17 protein-coding genes are annotated in these 19,243 nt (G+C 65.4%); 8 read left to right on the top strand and 9 right to left on the bottom strand.

What is annotated here, in order from left to right:
• The first annotated feature begins 3 nt into the window (after positions 1-3).
• From JY451_03965 to JY451_03955, 3 genes are read left to right on the top strand one after another with little or no spacing between them, the layout of a single operon-like run.
• Entirely contained in the window at positions 4-2,373 is a 2,370-nt protein-coding gene (locus tag JY451_03965; protein QZH75758.1) for a hypothetical protein, read from the top strand.
• On the top strand, positions 2,370-3,518 hold the full coding sequence (locus tag JY451_03960) for a VWA domain-containing protein (GenBank protein QZH75757.1): 1,149 nt from the start codon (positions 2,370-2,372) through the stop codon (positions 3,516-3,518). The genes JY451_03965 and JY451_03960 overlap by 4 nt, the downstream gene beginning before the upstream one ends.
• On the top strand, positions 3,494-5,509 hold the full coding sequence (locus JY451_03955) for a hypothetical protein (protein ID QZH75756.1): 2,016 nt from the start codon (positions 3,494-3,496) through the stop codon (positions 5,507-5,509). Before JY451_03960 ends, JY451_03955 begins: the two co-directional genes overlap by 25 nt.
• A 74-nt stretch (positions 5,510-5,583) precedes the next feature.
• Here JY451_03955 and JY451_03950 read toward each other — a convergent pair whose 3' ends face one another.
• The 5 genes from JY451_03950 to secB form a co-directional block, all read right to left on the bottom strand.
• Complete coding sequence (locus JY451_03950; protein ID QZH75755.1) at positions 5,584-6,645, bottom strand: DUF475 domain-containing protein; 1,062 nt, start codon at positions 6,643-6,645, stop codon at positions 5,584-5,586.
• 273 nt (positions 6,646-6,918) lie between these two features.
• Positions 6,919-7,632 (bottom strand): DUF4136 domain-containing protein, encoded by a 714-nt coding sequence (locus JY451_03945; protein ID QZH75754.1) that lies wholly within the window; start codon positions 7,630-7,632, stop codon positions 6,919-6,921.
• A gap of 168 nt (positions 7,633-7,800) precedes the next feature.
• On the bottom strand, positions 7,801-8,820 hold the full coding sequence (trpS, locus tag JY451_03940; protein ID QZH75753.1) for a tryptophan--tRNA ligase: 1,020 nt from the start codon (positions 8,818-8,820) through the stop codon (positions 7,801-7,803).
• A 72-nt stretch (positions 8,821-8,892) separates the two neighbouring features.
• Positions 8,893-10,464, bottom strand: a complete 1,572-nt coding sequence (murJ, locus tag JY451_03935) for a murein biosynthesis integral membrane protein MurJ (protein QZH75752.1) — start codon at positions 10,462-10,464, stop codon at positions 8,893-8,895.
• Between the two features lie 29 nt (positions 10,465-10,493).
• Positions 10,494-11,024: a protein-export chaperone SecB gene (secB, locus tag JY451_03930; GenBank protein QZH75751.1), complete on the bottom strand. Its 531-nt coding sequence runs from the start codon at positions 11,022-11,024 to the stop codon at positions 10,494-10,496.
• A 268-nt stretch (positions 11,025-11,292) separates the two neighbouring features.
• On the opposite strand from secB, the gene JY451_03925 reads away from it, so the two are divergent.
• From JY451_03925 to JY451_03915, 3 genes are read left to right on the top strand one after another with little or no spacing between them, the layout of a single operon-like run.
• A complete protein-coding gene (locus JY451_03925) occupies positions 11,293-11,955 on the top strand; it encodes a Tim44 domain-containing protein (protein ID QZH75750.1) in 663 nt (220 codons plus the stop codon).
• 19 nt (positions 11,956-11,974) lie between these two features.
• Positions 11,975-13,156 carry a murein transglycosylase A gene (locus JY451_03920; protein QZH76545.1) on the top strand — a complete coding sequence of 394 codons (1,182 nt, stop codon included), beginning with the start codon at positions 11,975-11,977 and terminating at the stop codon, positions 13,154-13,156.
• Positions 13,153-13,728, top strand: coding sequence for a Smr/MutS family protein (locus tag JY451_03915; GenBank protein ID QZH75749.1), 576 nt, complete (start codon positions 13,153-13,155; stop codon positions 13,726-13,728). The genes JY451_03920 and JY451_03915 overlap by 4 nt, the downstream gene beginning before the upstream one ends.
• Here the strand turns inward: JY451_03915 and JY451_03910 are convergent.
• Positions 13,725-14,249, bottom strand: coding sequence for a DUF2306 domain-containing protein (locus JY451_03910; protein QZH75748.1), 525 nt, complete (start codon positions 14,247-14,249; stop codon positions 13,725-13,727). The genes JY451_03915 and JY451_03910 overlap by 4 nt on opposite strands.
• Positions 14,250-14,404: 155 nt before the next feature.
• Between JY451_03910 and JY451_03905 the strand changes: the two genes are divergently transcribed.
• Positions 14,405-15,214, top strand: coding sequence for a LytTR family transcriptional regulator DNA-binding domain-containing protein (locus JY451_03905; GenBank protein QZH75747.1), 810 nt, complete (start codon positions 14,405-14,407; stop codon positions 15,212-15,214).
• A gap of 33 nt (positions 15,215-15,247) precedes the next feature.
• Here the strand turns inward: JY451_03905 and JY451_03900 are convergent, their stop codons facing one another.
• Positions 15,248-16,324, bottom strand: coding sequence for a transcriptional regulator (locus tag JY451_03900; protein QZH75746.1), 1,077 nt, complete (start codon positions 16,322-16,324; stop codon positions 15,248-15,250).
• Positions 16,325-16,454: 130 nt separating this feature from the next.
• On the opposite strand from JY451_03900, the gene JY451_03895 reads away from it, so the two are divergent.
• Entirely contained in the window at positions 16,455-17,024 is a 570-nt protein-coding gene (locus JY451_03895; protein ID QZH75745.1) for a hypothetical protein, read from the top strand.
• Here the strand turns inward: JY451_03895 and dut are convergent.
• Positions 17,021-17,491 carry a dUTP diphosphatase gene (dut, locus tag JY451_03890; GenBank protein ID QZH75744.1) on the bottom strand — a complete coding sequence of 157 codons (471 nt, stop codon included), beginning with the start codon at positions 17,489-17,491 and terminating at the stop codon, positions 17,021-17,023. The two genes, JY451_03895 and dut, sit on opposite strands and share 4 nt — an antisense overlap.
• Entirely contained in the window at positions 17,484-19,232 is a 1,749-nt protein-coding gene (locus JY451_03885) for a bifunctional phosphopantothenoylcysteine decarboxylase/phosphopantothenate synthase (GenBank protein ID QZH75743.1), read from the bottom strand. The genes dut and JY451_03885 overlap by 8 nt, the downstream gene beginning before the upstream one ends.
• Positions 19,233-19,243 lie beyond the last annotated feature (11 nt).

The following is a 19,243-nucleotide window of genomic DNA, read 5'->3' as shown; positions in this document are numbered from 1 at the left end:
GCGATGCTGGCTCCGGTCCCTCTCCACGATCCGGCCCGCGATCTTTACGTGGTGCCGGTGCGGCATCACAGCCCTGCTTGCGCGGCTGCGCTCAAGCGGCTGCTGGACGAGGTGCAGCCGGGGGCGATCCTGATCGAAGGGCCGTGCGATTTCGATCCGCTGATCCCGCAACTGTGCGATTCGCGCACCCGCGCGCCGGTCGCGGTGGTGGCGCTGCGGCAGGTGGAGGAAGAGGAGGGCAAGCGGCGGCGCGCGACCAGCTACTTCCCCTTCTCCAGCCATTCTCCCGAATTCATTGCGCTGCGGCACGGCGCGGAACGGGGCATTGTCACCCGCTTCATCGACCTGCCGAGCCACGCCCGCGCCATGCTGTTCGACGGCAAGGGCGAAGTCTCGCGCACCCTGATGGGGGACGAAGCGGCGTTTGACAGCGGCGATTACGTGCGCGGGCTGGCGCGTGAACTCGGCTGCCGCGACGGCAACGAGGTATGGGACCAGCTGTTCGAAACCCGCATTGCCGAGGCCGACTGGCGGGCCTTCTTTGCCGATGTCGGGCAATATTGCGCCTGCATCCGCGCGGCGACGGCGGCGAGGGTGATGGAAGCCGACGGCACGCTGGAACGCGAGGCGCAGATGCGCGCGCTGGTGGCGCAGGCGCGGGCCGAGGTGGACGGGCCGATTGTCGCGATTGTCGGCGGGTTCCATGCTGGGGCGCTGTTTGCCGATGGTGCGGGCAAGCCGATGGCGGCATCGGCGAAAGAAGCATCGGCCTATCTGGTGCGGTATGGCAACCGCCAACTGGATGCGCTTGCGGGCTATTCGGCAGGACTGCCGCTGCCGGGGTTCTACCAGCACTGGTGGGACTGGCACGCCGTGCCTGACCAGCAAGCCAGCGCGGAGGAATGGACCACTGCGCTGATCTCCGGCTTCGCCGCGCACCTGCGCAAGGAGGGCAAGGCCCCGCCGTTCCCGATCATCCTAGCCGCGGTCGAACAGGCGCAGCGGCTCGCATCCCTGCGCGGGCGCAGCCTGCCCTTGCGTGATGATATTATCGATGCGGTGCGATCTACCTTTATCAAGGAAGAAATCACCCGCAGCGGCACTCCGCTGCTCGCCGAACTGCACCTCTGGCTGACCGGCAATGCCATCGGCGATGTGCCCCCCGGCACCGGCTCTCCCCCGCTGGTGGAAGCGGTGCGCAGCGAAGCGCGCCGCCTGCGCTTCGCCGTGGACGATGGCGACGTGCGCAGCCGCCAGCTCGATCTCTACCGCAAGCCCGCGCACCGCGAGGCGAGCCGCTTCTGCCATGCGCTGGCACTGCTCGAAGCAGGCTTCGGCCATCGCACCGGCGGGCCCGATTTCCGCAACGATGTCGCGCTTGATCGCCTGTTCGAAGTCTGGTCGGTGAGCTGGTCGCCGATGGTCGAGGCGCGGTTGGTCGAACTGGCGGGCATGGCCGACACTCTGCCTGAAGCCGTGGCGGCGGTGATCGCCGAACGGATCGCCGCGCTGTCAGAGCAAGGGCTGGGCCGCAACGCCGAAGCGGCGCTGGACCTGTTCGCTACGGCCTGCCGCGCGGGGGTGGGCGACAGCGCGGGCGCGGTGCTGCAACTGGTCGAGGCTGAAGTGATCGAGGACGCCGAACTGCGCTCGGTCGTCGCCGCTCTGGACGAGGTCGTGCTGCTGCGGCGCGGGGACGAGGTGCTGGGCATTGCCGACACCGCGCCGATCGATTCGCTGCGCGAAACGGTGTGGCGGCGGGTGGCCATGCTGCTGCCCGAACTGGCCCAACTGCCCGCCGATCAGGCGCAAGCTGCCTTGCGCGCGCTAGCCTCACTACGCGGGATTATCGACCTGGCTCGCTCGGCGGAGATTCCGTTCGATACAGAGCATTTCGACGCTGCGCTCGAGCGGCTGCGCACTGCCGATCTGGTGCCGCCCGTCGCCGGGGCGGTGCTCGCCTTCGCGCTGCTCGATGGGCGCGCGGACAGTGCTGTGCTGGCGCAGCGGCTGCGCGGCGAACTGGGCGGGGCCTATGTCGATCCGGCGGACCGGCTCGGCTTCCTCGGCGGGATCATCGCGGTCGCGCCCGAACTGCTGTGGACCCTGCCCGGAATCGTGGCCGAGCTCGACGCGGTGGTGGGCGATGCCGACGAGGACGCGTTCGTCGCCCTGCTGCCGCACCTGCGGCTGGCGCTGATGCCGCTCGATCCGCGCGATGTGGACCGGCTAGCGGAAATGGTCGCCGGGCGGCTGGGCATTTCCGGGCTGGCGCTGCAACAGGTGGCGGCGGTTTCGGAAAGCGAGGTGCTCGCCAATCTCGCGCTCGACCGGGCGATGGCGGACTTGCTGATTGCGGAGGGCGTGGCATGAGCGGGGCACCGCCTCCCGATCCCGCCCGCGCCCGCCGCTGGCGTTTGGCACTAGGCCGATACGCCGACAGGCAGATGGGCCAGACCCCGATGACTCGCGGCGATGGCCGTGCCGACCGCGCGCTCGATTACCTCTACGCCCGTGAAATGGAAAAGCGCGGGATGCGGCGCGGCGGCGGCAAGGGCAGCGGCGGCTCGCTCGATCCCAGCCAGCTCACCGCGCTCGGCTGGCTGGGCGAGCTGCGCGCGCTGTTCCCACAATCGGTGCTGGAAACTGTTCAGGCCCACGCCATCGACAATCTCGGCATGAACGAACTGCTGCGCGATCCGCAGGTGCTCGACCAGCTCGAACCCAACCAGGACCTGCTCAAGGCGCTGATCTCCTACAAGGGGATTGCCGATGAAGCGGCGCAGGCCAAGATCCGCGAGATTGCCCGCAAGATCGTCGAAGAGACGATGCAACGGCTGAAGCCGAAAGTGATGGCGGCGCTTTCGGGCAAGACCGACCGCTTCCGCCGCAGCCAGCTCAAGTCGATGCGCAATTTCGACTGGCGCGGGACGATCCGCGAGAACCTCAAACATTACGATACCGAACACGGGCGGATCGTGGCCGAACGCTTGCGCTTTTTCGGGCGCAGCGAGCGGCGCTTGCCGTGGACGATCATCCTGTGCGTCGACCAGTCGGGCTCGATGCTCGGTTCAACCATTTATGCAGCGGTTATGGCGGCGATATTGACCGGTCTGCCGCCGGTTGACGTCCGTCTGGTGGTGTTCGACACCTCGGTGGTGGACCTGTCGAGCGAGGCGCACGATCCGGTGGCGGTGCTGATGTCGGTGCAACTTGGCGGCGGGACCGACATCGGCGGCGCGGTAAGCTATTGCGAAGGGCTGATAACCCAGCCGACGCGGACCGTGTTCGTGCTGCTCAGCGATTTCATGGAAGGCGGATCCGTGGCGCAATTGCTGGCCGGCGTCCGCCGCATGAACTCCGCCCGCGTCAAGCTGCTCGGCCTTGCCGCGCTGAGCGATGATGGGGCGGCAGTCTACGATCGGGCGACGGCGCAACGGCTGGCCGGGGTGGGGATGGAAGTGGCGGCGCTGACGCCGGATCGCTTCGCCGAATGGCTAGGGCGGGCGATGGGATGATCGATCCGGCGCTCATTGCTGCGATGCAGGCCTTCGACGATAAAGCTTTGGCAACGCTCGCCAATCCCGGCCTGCTGCGGCGGGCGCAGCGCGATCTTGCCGATGGCAAGGTCGTGCTTGAGGCGAGCGAAGGCGGGAATGCGCGGCTGGCGGTGGACGGGCAGGCAGTGGAGATTGGCGCGGCTGGCCCGGCGAAAGGGCGTTGCGACTGTTCGGCGGCGGGGGTTTGCCGCCACCTGCTCGGCGCGGTGCTGCTGTTGCGGGAGTCTGCCGTCGAGGAAGTGGAAGGTGAAATCGCTTCTGTCGCCGACCCGCTAGAGATTATCGCCGCAATCCCGCTGGAAGAGGCGCGCAAGTTCACCGGCCGCCCCGGCTGGCGCGCGGCGCTGGAATTGCTGGAGACGGCGGGTGAGGTGGAACCCGGTGGCACATCTGTGGCAGTGCGCTTCGACGAGCTGGATGAGCCGGTGCTGATCCTTCGTGGGCAGGGCATGGCGGAGATCGTTTCGGGCGCGAGCAAGGCGCAGAAGAAGGCCTATCATGCCGCAGCCCTGCTGGCGGCGCGGCGGCATTTTGGCCTGTCGCTGGAAAGTGCCGACGCGGAGGAGCAGGCAGCGGCTCCGACCACCAGTGCCCCCGATCCGCAGTTCCTCGCCCGCGTCCAACGGGCACTGGTGGATTGCGCAGCGCTCGGTTTCAATCTTGCCCCGCTGCCGCTGGAGGAGAGCCTGTTCGCGCTGTCGGTCTCCTCGCGCGCCGATGCCCTGCCGCGCCTCGCCAGCCTGCTGCGCTCCATTGCCGCGCAGATGCGGCTGCGGCGCCAGCGATCGTTTTCCTTCGATGCCGGGCTGATGCTCGAACTGATGGCGACTGCCCATGCGCTGAGCCGCGCGGTGGCAAAGGCCGACCCGGCAGACCCGCATTTCGCCACCCTGGCCGGACAGGTGCGGCGCGAGTACCAGCCGCTGGGCGATGTCGAACTGGTCGGCTGCGGCGCTGAGATCTGGCGCACGAAAGGCGGAGCGCGAGGGGTGACGGTGCATCTGCTCGACGAAGGCAGCGGGCGCTTCCACGCGATCTCGCTGGCACGCGGCGCGGGGCAGGAGCCGCTGTTCGATCCGCGAAACGCTTTCTACCAGCAGGCGGTGTGGCAGGCTGGGCCGCTAGCGGAATTGGCCCACGCGAGGATTGCCCTGACGGGCGCTGGAGTTGCGGCTGACGGGCGGTTGTCAGCGGGGCAAGATGTCCGCGCGCGGCTGGTCGACAAGGCGGCGCTGCCATCCGCAGCGCATGGGCACGCGGATTGGGAGGCCATGCGCGCCGCGCTCGCCGGAGGATTCGCGCTCGGGCTGGCGGCGACCGGGCAGCCGCAGATGGTACTGCTCCACCCCACCGACACCGCCCGCCCCAGCTTCGACGAACTGGCACAGCGCCTGATCTGGCCGCTGCGCGATGCCGAGGGCCGCTGGCTGGCAGTCATGCTAGATCACGACGTACGCGGCAGCACCGCCATTGAAAACTTGCAGATGGCGCTCGGCAGGGGCTGGCGCGGGACCGTGCTGGCCAAGGCCACTCTAGCGGGCGAGTCTGTGGAGCTGGCTCCGGTGTCGCTACTCGGCGATGGCGAACCGGCGGACCTGACAGTGCCGCCGCAGCACTGGGCAAGGAACAAGGATCGCGACCTGCGTAGCTGGCTGCTACGGCTGCGCCCCGATCCGGGGCGCAACCTGCAATTCATCCAGCCGAGCGCCTCCTCGCGCGCGATTGCCGATGCGTGGCGGAACTTGCTCGACCGGCTCGAAGCAGGGCCGCAACTGGCCTCTCTGCTCGAAGGGAAACGCGCAGCTCACGCGGCCCGGCTTGGCGATTATGGTATGACCCGCCTGGCAGAACTGATTTCGATTGCACAGGATGGCGAAGCCTTGCTTGCTGCGGGCTATGCCCTGCTGGTGGCTCGCCAACAGAGGCTTGGGCTGTCTTATCTTGCTTGACGAGTATTCAAGATCACGGGGTTCTGATCCGACCTCCGACGATCGATAGATGTCCCATAATTGGTGGAGCCCTTTCAGGCTCTCATGTCGGCGATGATGTCCGATTCGCCGTGGGGATTGGCGCGGTTCCAGCGAACCGACGACCAAAATGCGAGTCCGATCAATACCGCGCCGATAAGGCCGGTAATCACTTCGGGGATATGGTAGAAGGTGTTCACATACATGATCACCGCCAGCGCCATGATCGCGTAGAATGCGCCATGTTCGAGATAGCGGTATTCGGACATCGTTCCCTTGCGGACAAGAAAGATCGTCATCGAGCGGACGAACATCGCGCCAATACCAAGGCCGATCGCGATCACGATCAGGTTGTTGGTCAGCGCGAAGGCACCGATCACGCCATCGAACGAGAAGCTGGCGTCGAGCACTTCAAGATAGAGGAAGGCCCCGAAACCTGCCTTGGCTACATCACCAGTGGAAGGCGTGGGCGGTTCGAGCACATGGTTGACGATCTCGACAGCGATGTAAGTGAGCAAGCCTCCGATAGCCGCGACGATGAAAGTCAGCGCGTCGTCATCGGCGAGCATAGCTGAGGTTGCCCAGGTGCCGGCCAGCACGATGCCGATGGCCACGGCTTCGATATTCGCCACCTTGGCCAGCGGCCGCTCGATCACGCTGATCCAGTCGTGTTCCTTGTCGGCGTCGAAGAAGAACTTGAGGCCGACCATGCCGAGGAATGCGCCGCCAAAGCCCATCAGCCCGATATGTGCATCGCTGACGATGCGCTGGTACTCGTCTGGCCTGCTGAGTGCGAGATCTACCGCCTCGATCGGGCCGAGGCTGGCGGCGATCATTACGATGAGTAGCGGGAAGACGATACGCATCCCGAAAACGGCGATGATGATCCCGATGGTTAGAAAGCGTGCCTGCCAGACCGGATCCATATCCTTGAGCACCGAAGCGTTTACCGCCGCATTGTCGAACGACAGCGAGACTTCGAGGATCGAGAGGATAATGCAAATCCACAGGATACTGAGCACCCCCCCGATCGTTCCGGTCGATACCCAGCCGTACCATCCGCCCAAGGCGAGCATGACAGCGGTGAAGATCAGCGACCCACCGAAGTGTTTGAACATCAGGTAACTTCCTTCAATAGATTCCGGTGCCGGACGCGCCGGGATGTGCGGGCGGCGTGGTATGGCAGTGCCCGTAGTCGATGATCAGGTGCGAGTGCAACTCGCCACCGCGACAGGCGATCCCTGCTGGGCGAGAACTTCAACCCGGTAAAGACTCTGCACCTCGCTCGTCTGAGCCTGCCTACTCATGGCAATCGCCCGCGCGTGACGCAAAAAAGGGCGGCCCTCCCGCGAAGGAGGACCGCCCTTGTGAATTTTTGTCCGCGAAATCGCTCAGCGGCGCGGCTGGCCTTCTTCCGGCGCGACCGATATGCGCACTGTCTCGCCCGAATTACCCGGAAAATCCGTGAACATCGCCTCAACCAGGTTCGGCACCAGATATTGCAGCCGGTTCGATTGCGAGGCCGCCTGTGCGCTGCCTTCGAACAGGCGTTCGCCTGTGGCCGCATTGTCGATCTTCAGATCGATCCCGCTGGTATAGACGGTGTAGCTGGTAATATCGCTGCCGCGGCTGAAGAAAGGATCATGCCAGCCGTAGCCCCAGCGGCTGCCGCCAAGGTAGGCAACGCGGGTGCGGCCCTGCCGGTCACGGAACAGCACCGGGCGCGAATAGCTGCGCCAGGGGCTGTAGAAGGGATCATGGTAGCCGTAGCCGAAGCCGGTCGAGCGGACGCGCTCACGCCCTTCGTCAACGCCGTAATCGAAGCGGACCAGCAACGTGGCTTCTTCCGGCGAGGCAGCCTGGACGTAGCCGAGTTCCGCCATCTCCGCTTCAACATGATCGGCATAGAGTGAGAACTCCAGCCCGCCCGCCAACGCGGGATCGTCGGCTACGACAAAAAAGCTTTCACCCTGCGGTGCGGGCAACTGGCTCTCGAACCGCGATACGTCTGCGCGGAACGGCGTGGCGCAGGCAGCGAGGCCCAGCGCGAGCGCGGGGATAGCGGCGAGCTTCAGGCTCTTCCTGAGCGAGGTGGTAATATTCATGGCTCGTTTCTTTCGAATCAGGTGCAGGTGGCTGTGCTTCGCCCCAACACCCGGACGCGCACAAATCTCTACGATGAGCCGTGCAATAGCAAGGGTGTGCTGAACGCGGGTTGAACCGTTCAGGCGTAGACGTCTGTAAACATTTGTAATCGCGGGAACTTGCCCAGATTAGCCGCGGACCAGTCCCAACGCGTTGTAAGCGCGATCCAGCGTGCTTCGCCCCGCCTCCCGCGCCTGCGCCGCTCCGCGCGCAAGAATGGCGTCGAGCGCCTCGCGGTCTTCCTTCAGGTCCACGAAGCGATCACGGATCGGGCCGAGCACGTCCACCAGCTTGTCCGCCAGCAGCGGCTTGAAATGGCCGAAGCCCTTGCCGCCATGTTCGGCCAGCACAGCCGCCGGTGTCGTCCCCGCCAGCGCGGCGTAGATTGCGATCAGGTTGAGCGCTTCAGGACGCCCTTCCAGCCCTGCCAGTTCGCTGGGCAACGGTTCGGGATCGGTCTTCGCCTTCTTGATCTTCTGCGCCATTTCGTCGGCAGTGTCGGACAGGTTGATCCGGCTCATGTCCGAAGGTTCGGACTTGCTCATCTTGCGGCTGCCGTCACGCAGCGACATGATCCGTGCTGCTTCTTCCGGAATGTACGGATCGGGCAGGGTGAAGACGGGCGTATCCTCAGTCGCAAAGTCGTTGTTGAACTTCTGCGCAATGTCGCGCGCCAGCTCCAGATGCTGCTTCTGGTCCTCGCCCACCGGCACATGGGTGGCCTGGTAAAGCAGCACGTCGGCAGCCTGCAGCACCGGATAGCCGAACAGCGCGACCGACTGGCCCTCCCGGTTCTTGCCGGCCTTGTCCTTCCACTGCGTCATCCGGTTGAGCCAGCCCATCCGCGCGGTGCCCATCAGCAGCCATTGCAGTTCGGCATGTGCGGGCACCTGTGCCTGGTTGAACAGCACAGACTTGGCGGGATCTAGCCCGCAGGCGACCAGGGTGGCGACCATTTCCAGCGTCGCCGAATGCAGGTCTGCCGGGATGTGGGGCATCGAAATCGCGTGCAGATCGGCAAGGAAGATGAAGCACCGCCCGCCGCTGGCATGGGCCTCATCCTGCAACTTCACATAATTGCGGATCGCACCGAGATAGTTGCCGAGGTGCGGCTTGCCGGTGGGCTGGATGCCGGAAACGACGGTCATCGAACCGGGTGTCATGCTGGTGGAGGGCATGGGAAATCCTGTGCTGGAAGAAATGGAGAAGTAAGGCGGGCCTCAACCCTGACGACGCTTCAACTGGCCGATGGTCTCGCGGGTTACAACCCGCAACGCCACTGCCGCCAGCAGGAAGGCAAAGCCGCCCACACCGACCAGCGCGACGATTGCGCCCACGCGCTCAAGAGCGTTACCGGCGTAGAAGCCTTGTCCATTGGGCAGCGCATACCACAAAACCGCGCCCATGAAAGCGGTAGCGGCGAGGATGCGGGCAATGCGCGACAGCACCAGCGGGGTGAGCCGGTAAAAGCCGCGCCGGTGCAGGATGGTGTAGAGCGCAGCCGTGTTGCACCAGGCGGAAACCGATCCCGCCAGCGCCAGCCCCATCACCCCGAAGCGCGGCACCAGCACGAAATTTAGCGCAATGTTCACCAGCAGCGCTCCGCCAGCGGTATAGACCGGCGTGCGGGTATCCTTGCGGGCGAAGAAGTTGGGGATCAGCACCTTGATCAGGACATAGGCGGGCAGGCCCACCACCAGCCCCGATACAACCGCGCCGGTCGCCATCGCATCGTCCAGCGTATAGGCTCCGCCGGTGTAGAAGGCACGGGTGAATGCACTGCCGGCGATGAAAAGCGCCACGGCGGCGGGAAGGGTCAGCAACAGCGCCAATTCTACCGCGTTCGATTGCAGTCGCTGTACCTCCTCGGGCAGGTCCTGCGCCACATAGCGGCTCAAGGCGGGGAGGATCGCCGTGCCCAGCGCGATGCCGATAATCCCCATCGGCAACTGGTTCAGCCGGTCCGCCATCGCCAGGAACGTGTAGGAACCATCGGGCAGTGTGGAGAGGAAAAACAGGTCGATAAAGCGACTGATCTGGTATACGCCGGCGCCCAGCACGGCGGGGCCGATCAGGATGAACAGCTCCTTCACCCCCGCCGTCATGCGCGGACGGCGCAATTTGATGCGGAAGCCGTTGCGGAGTGCGAACCAGCCGAGCCAGAGCGCCTGCAACACCCCCGAGACGGTCACCGCCACGCCCAGCCATACGCCGACTTCGCGCCGCAGTTCGAGCGAATCGGGCTGCAGCGCGCCCCACACCAGCGCCGCGATCAGGCACAGGTTGAGCAATATCGGCGCGGCGGCCGCGGCGGCAAACTTGTTCAGCGAATTGAGGATAGCGGCGAACACCGTCGCTACGCTCATGAAGGCGAGATAGGGAAAGGCCACCCGTGCCATCACCACGGCGAGGTCCATCAGTTCGGGATCGCTTTCGATCCCTTCGTTGGCGAACAGCCCGGCGATCCACGGCATGGCGATCAGAGCAATCGCGGAGAACAGGATCAGGATCGGGATCAGCACCGCCATCACCGCAGCGGCAAATTCGCGCGCTTCGGAAATATCGCCTTCTTTCGTCATCCGACGGTTGAACAGCGGCACGAAGGCGCTGGCAAAGGCTCCTTCGGCAAACAGGCGACGGAAAATATTGGGCAGCTGGAACGCCAGTTGCCAGGCGTCGCCTACCCCGCCCGCGCCGAGCACGCGGGCGAGCAGGATATCGCGGGCAAAGCCGAAAACACGGCTGACCAGGGTCAGTCCGCCAATCGTGCCGACATTCCGGAGCAGGCTCATGCGTCAGTCGCCCGCTGGCTTGGCGCAGTTCAGCCTTGGCCGCCGGTTGGCGGCGTGCCGCCTGCAGCCGCTTCCTGCGCGCGCTTCTGCTGCAACTGCTGGATATAGAGCCCGTTGAAATCGATCGGATCGAGCATAAGCGGGGCGAACCCGGCATCGCGCACTGCATCCGAAACTACCCGGCGGGCGAAGGGGAACAGGATGCGCGGGGCTTCGGCATACGTGAATGCGTGGACCTGATCTTCGGGCATGTTGCGCATGCCGACGACGCCACAGTAGGTCAGATCGACGATGTAGGCCGTACCCTGGCTGGCGCGGCTGGTGGCGGTGACTTTCAGTTCGACCTCGGTCAACTCGTCATTGATCTTGTTCGCGCCGATATTGAACTGCACGTCCATTTCCGGCTGGTCACGCCACTGGAAGCTTTCCGGCGCGCGCGGGTTTTCGACCGAGAGATCCTTCACATATTGCGAGAGGATCCCGGCGACGGGTTGGGTGTCCGCGCCGTTGCCACGGGGAGCTGCATCGAGGTTGGTGAGAACATCGCCTTCATCGGCCATTGTCGTGCTTCTTTCGTCTGTGGAGTGGATAGCGGTGCCGATGCGCCGCGCGTCTATTTCGTGCTGCGCGCGCCTATCACCCTTGTTTGCCCGCCGCAACGGGGCGGGCGCAATGCGGCGAAATGTTTCGCTGGTGCTTCAGGGGACCTTAAGCCCTGCTTGTTCATTTGCTTTTGACACCTATCTCGTTCACTATAACGGAAATGCCCGTGACGGATTACGGCCTCTTATTTTGTGGTTCGGCGGGTAAGTTTGGGAAATCTATCGCGTGATCTGGGAAATCGTCATCCTCGCCATGATCGCAGCCTTTCTGGGCATGCGGCTCTATTCGGTGCTCGGCCGCAAGGCGGAGCATGAGGAAGAGGTGGTGACCCAGCGGCTCGAACGTGCGCAGCAGGAGGCCGAAAAGCGCCAGCAGGGCCAGCCGCCGCAGGTGGCCGAAGTGGCTCGCCCGGATCGCGTGATCACCGGGTTTTCGCCCGCGATCGAGCAGGGGCTGCGTGACATCGCTTCCGCCGATCGCCGGTTCGAACTGATCCCCTTCCTCGAAGGCGCGCGCGGTGCTTACGAAATGATCCTCGAAGCCTTCTGGCGCGGGGACAAGGAAGAACTGCGGCAGCTGTGCGACAGCGACGTTTACGAAAGCTTCGTCGCCGCCATCGATGAACGCGAGGGCGCGGGCGTAGTGCTCGACAACCGGCTGATCCGGATCGAGGATTCGACCATTCACTCCGCCGTTCTCGACGGCCGGACCGCGCGCATTGCCGTACGGTTCGTCGCCGATATCGCCAGTGTCACCCGCGACAAGGACGGCACGGTGATCGCCGGTTCGCTCGACGATGCGATCGAGAGCCGCGACATCTGGACCTTCATGCGCGACACCAAGAGCAACGATCCCGCCTGGCTGCTCGACGAGACCGACGCGGCTTGATAACGCTGGCGGCGTGAGCATGTCCCGCCGCCTCGTCCCGCTGATCGCCTTGGGCCTGTTGTCCGCCTGCGGGGGGATCATCCCAGCCGGCACAGTCCCCGCTGCTCCTGCTCCCGTTGCTGCCAGTGCCATTGCGCTCGGCGTGACGATGCTGCCCACTGCTCCGCTGGCCGTCGAATCCGAAGATGCCAGCGCCGCGCTTGTCGCTTTCCGCGCCAGTTGCCGCGTCGCCACCACCCGCGAGGATGTCTCCGGCCTGACCACTCCTGCGGACTGGAGCGTTCCCTGTGATGCCGCTGCGGGCTGGGCCGATACCGATGCGCACCGCTTCTTCTCGACCTACTTCACCCCGGTGCGGGTCGGCGAAGGAACAGCCTTTGCAACCGGCTATTTCGAACCCGAAATCGCCGGGAGCCGCACGCGCCGTTCTCCGACAGATGTTCCCGTGTACGGTGTCCCCAGCGATCTCGAACGCTGCTGGCGCGATGAGATTCCCGAAAGCGAGCGCGAGGGCCGCGCCCCGCTCAGCCGCCGCCTGCCCGACGGGCGCTGCGTCGCCCACTTCACCCGCGCCGAGATCGAGGAAGGCGCGCTCGAAGGCCGCGCTCCGGTGCTCGGCTATGCCAGCGATGCGGTGGAATTCTTCTTCCTCCAGATTCAGGGTTCGGGGCGCCTGATAACGCCGGAAGGCGAGGTGATCCGCATCGGCTACGCCGGGCAGAACGGCCACGGCTACACCGGCATCGGTGCGCTGATGCGCGAACGCGGGCTGATCGGCGGCGAGACCGGCTATGCCACCTCGATGCAGGGCATCATGGCATATCTGCGGGCCAACCCCGAAGAAGGCCGCGCGATCATGCGCGAGAACGCAAGCTGGGTGTTCTTCCAGGAATTGAGCGGCCCGGATGCAGCGATTGGACCGCTCGGCTCCATCGGCGTGCCGGTGCGCGGGCGCAGCACGGTGGCGGTCGATCCGCTGTTCGTCCCCTATGGCGCGCCGGTGGTGCTCGATCTGGATCGCGAGGTCGCCAACGGCCTGTGGATTGCGCAGGATACCGGCGGAGCAATCCGCGGGCCCAATCGCTTCGATACCTTCTGGGGCGCGGGTGCCGAAGCGCGTGAAATTGCGGGGGGGATGAGCGGGCGCGGGCAGGCGGTGATCCTGCTCCCCCGCGCCGCCGCCGCCCGCCTGAACCGATGAGCGCACCGCGCGGGCTATCACCCGAGGAAAAGGCGCTGTGGGACCGGCTGGCGAAGACAGTAAAGCCGTTGCGCAAGGAGAAGCCCAAGCCGCTTGAAGTGACGGTGGCCCCTACCGTCGCTCCGTCGCAAAAGGTGCCGCCGAAATTCGTCAAGCCGGTCAAGCAACCGCGCGTGCCCCTCCCCCAGCCTGCGGCTGGTTCTCCTCCCCGCCCCAAGTACAACCAGACCGGCCTCGACTCGCACTGGGAACGCCGCCTTGCCCGCGACACCACCCAGCCCGATTTCACGCTCGACCTGCATGGCCACACGCTCGATTCTGCATGGCATAGGCTCGATAGTGGGCTGGTGCAGGCGAAGGCGATGGGCGCGCGGGTGGTGCTGGTGGTGACGGGCAAGCCGCGCCCGGTAGCCGCCGCCGACCGGGGCGAAAAGCGCGGGGCGATCCGCGCCAAGTTCCTCGACTGGCTCGCGGCCGGCCCCCACGCCTCCGACATCGCTGCGGTCAGACCGGCGCCGCGCCGCCACGGGGGCGAGGGTGCGCTCTATCTGGTGCTCAAGAAGCGGGGCTAGCCGAACAGCATCACGTTCATCAGCCGCCCTTCCAGCGCAAAGGCGAAAATGCCGGGGATCATCAGCGCGGTAAGGTAGGTGAACACCAGGTGCTTCTTGTGCCCGGCGATATCGCCCCGGCGCGCGGTGGCGATGGTCTTCCACGCGGCGTGGAAGGTCAGCGGCACGAACAGGTGGATGAAGCTGAAGCCGCCGTTGGACTGGATGAAGATCGCGCTCGTCGCGGTCACCAGCATCAGCACCAGCCAGACCTTGCCCAGCAGTTTGTGCAGCGGCGTGCCTTTGGGTGCCAGCAGCAGGTAGCCGCCCAGAATGACGGCGGGCACCACCGTGGCGACGTGAATCATGATTGGAATCTTGGCGTAATGATGCAGGTCATCGACCAGGCCCAGCGCCGCTCGCCCCAGCGCCACGATCAGCACGAAGCTCATCGTGAAGCAGGCAAGGCTGACCGCAGTGCGGGCTACCGGGCCGATATCGAAGCTGCGGGCTGGCGGGGCGGGGGTGAGCGAAGTTGTCATTGCGGGTCTCCATCGAAGTTCGTGAGACCGCTCTGCCCGCCCGCCATTCACCCGCATCACGGGCTTCGCCGACGGGAGCAGCCGTTCGCGAAATGCGCGGATTGGCAGGGAATTGCCACTTTACGAAGCGCGAACGGGCGCTAGTTTCAGGCGGAATGGCACACGGTTCCACCGCTCTTGCTCCCGGCAATGTCGCAAACCCGCTCGTCCGGCGTGTGCTGATCGATCTGGCGATCATGACCGTGATCGGCGTGGTGCTGGCGCTGGTGGGGCCGTTCGGCACCTATGACACGCCGTTCGCACAGCGGCTGGTGATCTGGCTCGGTTACGCCTGGCTTGGCTATCTGCTCTACGCGCCCATCGATGCAGCCGCGCGGCGGCTGTCTCCCGTGCTGGAACTGCCCGCCTGGAGCCTGCGCGCTGCGGGGGTGCTGCTCGCTTCGCTACCGATGGCCTTGGCGGTATGGGTCCTGCCCTATCTACCCAACGCGGCCCCGGTGCCCGATCTGGCGACCACGATTACCCATTACTTCTCGGTCGTGCTGATCGGCGCCATCGTGACGGTAACGACCACGCTGATCCGGCGCGACGAAAGCACGATTGCCGTCCAGCCTGTTCAGAAATCACCAATACAACCGGCGGCTCCCGCCGTAGCCCCCCGATTCCTCGACCGGCTCCCGGCGCACCTCGGAACCGATTTGCTGGCGCTGGAAATGGAGGATCATTACGTCCGCGCGCATACGGCGCTCGGCAGCGAACTGGTGCTGCTGCGGATGCGCGATGCCGTGGCGGAGCTCGACGGGATTGCTGGCGAGCAGGTCCACCGCAGCTGGTGGGTCGCACGCGGCGCAGTGGCGGATGTGAGGCGCGTCGGGCGCAATGTCCGGCTGGTGCTGGACAACGGCTTGGAAGCGCCCGTCAGCAGGGCAAATCTTGGACCTCTTAAGGATGCGGGCTGGCTTTAGCAGTTTGAGAGATATTCCATTTCGGTCGCGATTCTACGAACAGTTCTGAACCAAGTGCCTGTCGGAATGAACTGCCAAAACCATTCCGCAAGCAAGCAATCCGACGAAAACTGCTCCTTCAGCCGTAGCCGTCACCAGTTGGGCGACGGGGCCGAAACCATCCCGCCCCAGCGCCCCTCCGATTTTCTCGAGCGACAGTCGAGAAGTGCCGAGCGCCTGTTGCAATTGCCACAGGCTGCCGCCGAGTAGCACGCCGCCAAGCGCATGAAGCAAAGCGCCCGCGCTCCCGCCGATAACTGCAGCGCCCACAAGCCTGATGGCAGGTCTGATCTTGGGTGCCAGCACCAGCCATGCGGCGATTCCCGAGGCCAGACCGAGCATCAGCCCTTCAAACGATCCGGTGACTGCGGCGACCTGGCTGCCTGTCAGCAGTGTGATCCCCTCGCGACCGAGCGTGCTGCCGAGCGCGCCGGTTGCCATCCCACCTGCAGTCCCGGCCGGGATCAGCCCGAGGTCCGGGCGACCACGGATTGCGAGTACAATCGCCAGCGCCAGACCGATTCCCGCACCCGCCAGGGTGCCGAGTGCACCGATCATTGCCGCAAGCACGAGTACGCCGGTGCCTGCGCCGGTGCCCGCCGCCAGTGCATAGAACAGACCTCCAGCCGCGCCAGCCAAGGCACCCGTTAGCGTGCAGGCTCCGGCTACACGCGAAGGGAGGGAAGTCGACGATGTACGCGAAGGTTGGCCCGCGACTGCTGGCGGTTCTCCCGTGCCATGCTCAACCCGTGCAAGAAACCGATAGCCATGCTTGGGCACGGTGGCGATGAAGCGCGGGTTGGTGGCATCGTCTCCCAGCGCGCGGCGCAGGGTGCGAATGCATTGGGTCAGCGCCTCGTCGGTCACCGGAATGCCGCGCCAGACTTCGTCCATGAAGCGGTCCTTGGAAACCAGTGATCCGGCTTCGCGCGCTAGCAGCGCCAGCGCATCGAGATAACGGCTGCCCAGTTCCACCTCCGTGCTCCCCCCTTTTTCGGCCCGCCGCAATTGCCGGTTGGCGAGATCGAGCGTGAAAGCATCGAAGCGGATTATGGCGGGCGGGGTGTCCATGCGTTGCGCGGTCCTAGAAGCAGCGGACGGCGGGGGGAAGGATTTCAGCCATTGCTCACGAATTGCTCATGCCGCTCACCTCGGTGGTGGGCATGGGGAGGGGGAAAATTCCAACTGCAAGGATGACCCGATGACCGAAACTGTTTCCCCCCGCCCTCGCCTTCTCAACGGCTGGCGACTTGCAGGATGGGGCTGCCTGCTTGCCTTGCTGATTCTGCCCGCCTTGGCGATGCAATGGCATGCCGAAGGAGTCCACTGGACCGCCTCCGACTTCGCTTTCGCCACGGTGCTTCTTGGCCTGCTCGGCGCAGGAGCGGAGATTGCCTTCGCGGTGGGGCGCAACGCCCCGCACAAGGTCGGCATCGCGATAGCCGCGCTCGGCGGGTTTCTTACGGTGTGGATCAACGGGGCCGTCGGAATGCTCGGAAGCGAGGAGGAACCGACCAACCTTGTCTTTATTGCGATGGCAGGCATCGGGGTGGTTGCCAGCCTGCTGGTATGGTTCCGGGCCGCCCCGATGCGCTGGATCATGGCCACGCTTTCCGCCGGGCAGTTCGCCGTCGGTGTGGTGGCGGCGCTGTGGACGATGCCTGGGCATGCGGTGGAATGGGGCGTGCTGACGTTCTTCGCGCTGATCTGGGGCGCTGCGGCGGCCTGTTTCCACGCGGCGCGGTCCGCACAAAGCGGCGCTTCGCTCTAGAGCTTGGCGTGTCCGCCGGTCGAGCCGAAGCCGCCTGCGCCGCGTGTGGTATCGTCGAGTTCTGCTACTTCTTCCCACGCTGCCCGCGTGACCGGGGCGAGCACCAACTGGGCGATTCGATCTCCGCGCACGATGGGGAAATCCGCATCGCCCACGTTGATCAGGATCACCTTCAGCTCGCCGCGATAATCGCTGTCGATGGTGCCGGGCGTGTTGGGAAGGGTTATGCCGTGCTTCAAGGCAAGGCCCGAACGCGGGCGAACCTGCACTTCGTATCCCGCCGGGATGGCCAGCGCGAAACCGGTCGCGACCGGGTAGCGCATCCCGGGCGTCAGCACGATGTCCTCCGCCGCCAGTACGTCCATTCCCGCCGCGCCGCTCGTGGCGTAGGTCGGCAGCGCCAGCCCCTCGCCATGCGGCAGGCGCTTGATCTGCACACCTACTGCGTCAGGCCCAAGTTCAGGCATCGACGGTAAGCCGTTCGGCGATCTGGGTGACGAGCTTCATCGCGACTTCCTGCTTGGACATTTCGTCCCAGTGCTCGACCTTGCCCTCGCGCACAAGGTGGACGCGGTTGTCTTCCCCGCCCATCACGTCCCCCGAAACATCGTTGGCGACGATCCAGTCGACGCCCTTGCTCTTGCGCTTCTTGCGGGCATTTTCGACTACGTCACTGGTCTCCGCCGCAAAGCCGATCAGCAGTTCGGGGCGATCCTGGCTGGCGGCGACGCTGGCAAGGATATCGGGGTTTTCGGTGAGGATCAGCGCGGGTGGGGCGGCGCCGCGCTTCTTGATCTTCTCGCCCTTGAAATCGCGCGGCCGCCAGTCGGCCACGGCGGCGACCATCACCGCGACATCGGCGGGCAGGGCCGTGCGCACCGCGTCGGCCATTTCCAGCGCGCATTCGACATTGATGCGATCCACCCCCAGCGGCGTGCGCAGGTTCACCGGGCCTGATACCAGCGTCACCTTCGCGCCTGCAGCGGCGGCGGCGGCGGCGATGGCGAAGCCCTGCTTGCCGCTCGAGCGGTTGGCGATGTAGCGCACCGGATCGATCGGCTCGTGCGTTGGTCCGGCAGTGACCAGCACGTGCTTGCCGTAGAGCGGGCGGCGCTCGATATCGTCGTCGAAATCGGGCTGTCCGGCGAGCGGGTCGAAGGCGTCATAGTCCTGCTCCAGCGCCAGTTCGGCAGGTGAATCGAGCTGGTTGAGCATCGGATTCACCGGCGCAGCTGCGCCCTCGCCCTCGAAGGGTTGCGGAGCCTGTTGGCGCGCGTTGACTTCGTGGTTGATCGCTTCGCGGTCGGTCGGAGGAGCGGCGCTGGCCCTGCCTTTGCGGGCGATCAGGTGCTCGAAGCCGGTCATATCCGGTTCTGGCAATTCGGGGCCTTCGATGATCCCTTCGGGCAGTTCCATGTCCGCGAATTCGTCGTCGTCATCGTCGACCGGCTTGGCCGCCGCGCGCGGGATGATCGAGCCGAGCAGGCCACCAAGCCCGAAACCGCCTTCTCCCTCGCCTTCCTCGCCCAGTTCTTCGGCGTCATAGCGGCGGGCGAGATAGGCGGCGATATTTGTGCTGGCGGCTCCTGCATCCAGCCCCAGCACTTCGGCAATTTCAATCCATACGGCTTCGGGCTCCGGCAGGCGACCGGGGCCGAATTCGCCGCAGGCCATTTCGCCCATGTCGGGATCGAGCACCGTGATGCCCATGTCGCGCAGCGTGGTGATATTGCGCTGCGTGGCCTCGTGCTGCCACATCTTCACGTTCATCGCTGGCACCGCCATCACCGGGCGGTTGGTGGCGAGCAGCAGCGTGGTGGCCAGATCGTCGGCAATCCCCGCCGCCATTTTCGCCAACATGTTGGCCGTGGCAGGGCAGACCACCACCAGATCGGCTTCGCGCGAGAGCTGGATGTGGCCGATCTCGGCCTCGTCCTTCAGGTCCCACAGCGTGGTGTGGACCTGCCTGCCCGACAGCGCGGCGAGCGACATCGGGGTGACGAACTGCGCCCCGCCCTCGGTGAGCACGCAGGTTACTTCCGCGCCGCCCTTGCGGATCAGGCGCACGAGTTCGCAGGACTTGTACGCGGCAATGCCGCCGCCCACGACAAGCAGGATCTTGGGACTGGTCGTTGCTTCCTCCCGATCGGATTCGATGCGCTGGTGCAGCACGCGTGCCCGCCCTTCAATAGCCCAGGCAAGCGCCATCGCAAATGATG

This window comes from Erythrobacter sp., from assembly GCA_019739335.1.
Classification (GTDB): Bacteria; Pseudomonadota; Alphaproteobacteria; order Sphingomonadales; family Sphingomonadaceae; genus Alteraurantiacibacter.
This window is presented reverse-complemented; position numbering and strand designations above follow the sequence as displayed.

Excerpts from the sequence above, each read along its gene's own strand:
- murJ (QZH75752.1), bottom strand. The coding sequence starts at position 10,464 with ATGAGCCTGCTCCGGAATGTCGGCACGATTGGCGGACTGACCCTGGTC.
- JY451_03920 (QZH76545.1), top strand. The coding sequence starts at position 11,975 with ATGTCCCGCCGCCTCGTCCCGCTGATCGCCTTGGGCCTGTTGTCCGCC.
- JY451_03900 (QZH75746.1), bottom strand. The coding sequence starts at position 16,324 with ATGGACACCCCGCCCGCCATAATCCGCTTCGATGCTTTCACGCTCGAT.
- JY451_03915 (QZH75749.1), top strand. The coding sequence starts at position 13,153 with ATGAGCGCACCGCGCGGGCTATCACCCGAGGAAAAGGCGCTGTGGGAC.
- JY451_03895 (QZH75745.1), top strand. The coding sequence starts at position 16,455 with ATGACCGAAACTGTTTCCCCCCGCCCTCGCCTTCTCAACGGCTGGCGA.
- JY451_03885 (QZH75743.1), bottom strand. The coding sequence starts at position 19,232 with ATGGCGCTTGCCTGGGCTATTGAAGGGCGGGCACGCGTGCTGCACCAG.
- JY451_03955 (QZH75756.1), top strand. The coding sequence starts at position 3,494 with ATGGCTAGGGCGGGCGATGGGATGATCGATCCGGCGCTCATTGCTGCG.
- JY451_03945 (QZH75754.1), bottom strand. The coding sequence starts at position 7,632 with ATGAATATTACCACCTCGCTCAGGAAGAGCCTGAAGCTCGCCGCTATC.
- JY451_03910 (QZH75748.1), bottom strand. The coding sequence starts at position 14,249 with ATGACAACTTCGCTCACCCCCGCCCCGCCAGCCCGCAGCTTCGATATC.
- JY451_03950 (QZH75755.1), bottom strand. The coding sequence starts at position 6,645 with ATGTTCAAACACTTCGGTGGGTCGCTGATCTTCACCGCTGTCATGCTC.
- JY451_03965 (QZH75758.1), top strand. The coding sequence starts at position 4 with ATGCTGGCTCCGGTCCCTCTCCACGATCCGGCCCGCGATCTTTACGTG.
- JY451_03960 (QZH75757.1), top strand. The coding sequence starts at position 2,370 with ATGAGCGGGGCACCGCCTCCCGATCCCGCCCGCGCCCGCCGCTGGCGT.
- JY451_03905 (QZH75747.1), top strand. The coding sequence starts at position 14,405 with ATGGCACACGGTTCCACCGCTCTTGCTCCCGGCAATGTCGCAAACCCG.
- trpS (QZH75753.1), bottom strand. The coding sequence starts at position 8,820 with ATGACCGTCGTTTCCGGCATCCAGCCCACCGGCAAGCCGCACCTCGGC.
- dut (QZH75744.1), bottom strand. The coding sequence starts at position 17,491 with ATGCCTGAACTTGGGCCTGACGCAGTAGGTGTGCAGATCAAGCGCCTG.
- secB (QZH75751.1), bottom strand. The coding sequence starts at position 11,024 with ATGGCCGATGAAGGCGATGTTCTCACCAACCTCGATGCAGCTCCCCGT.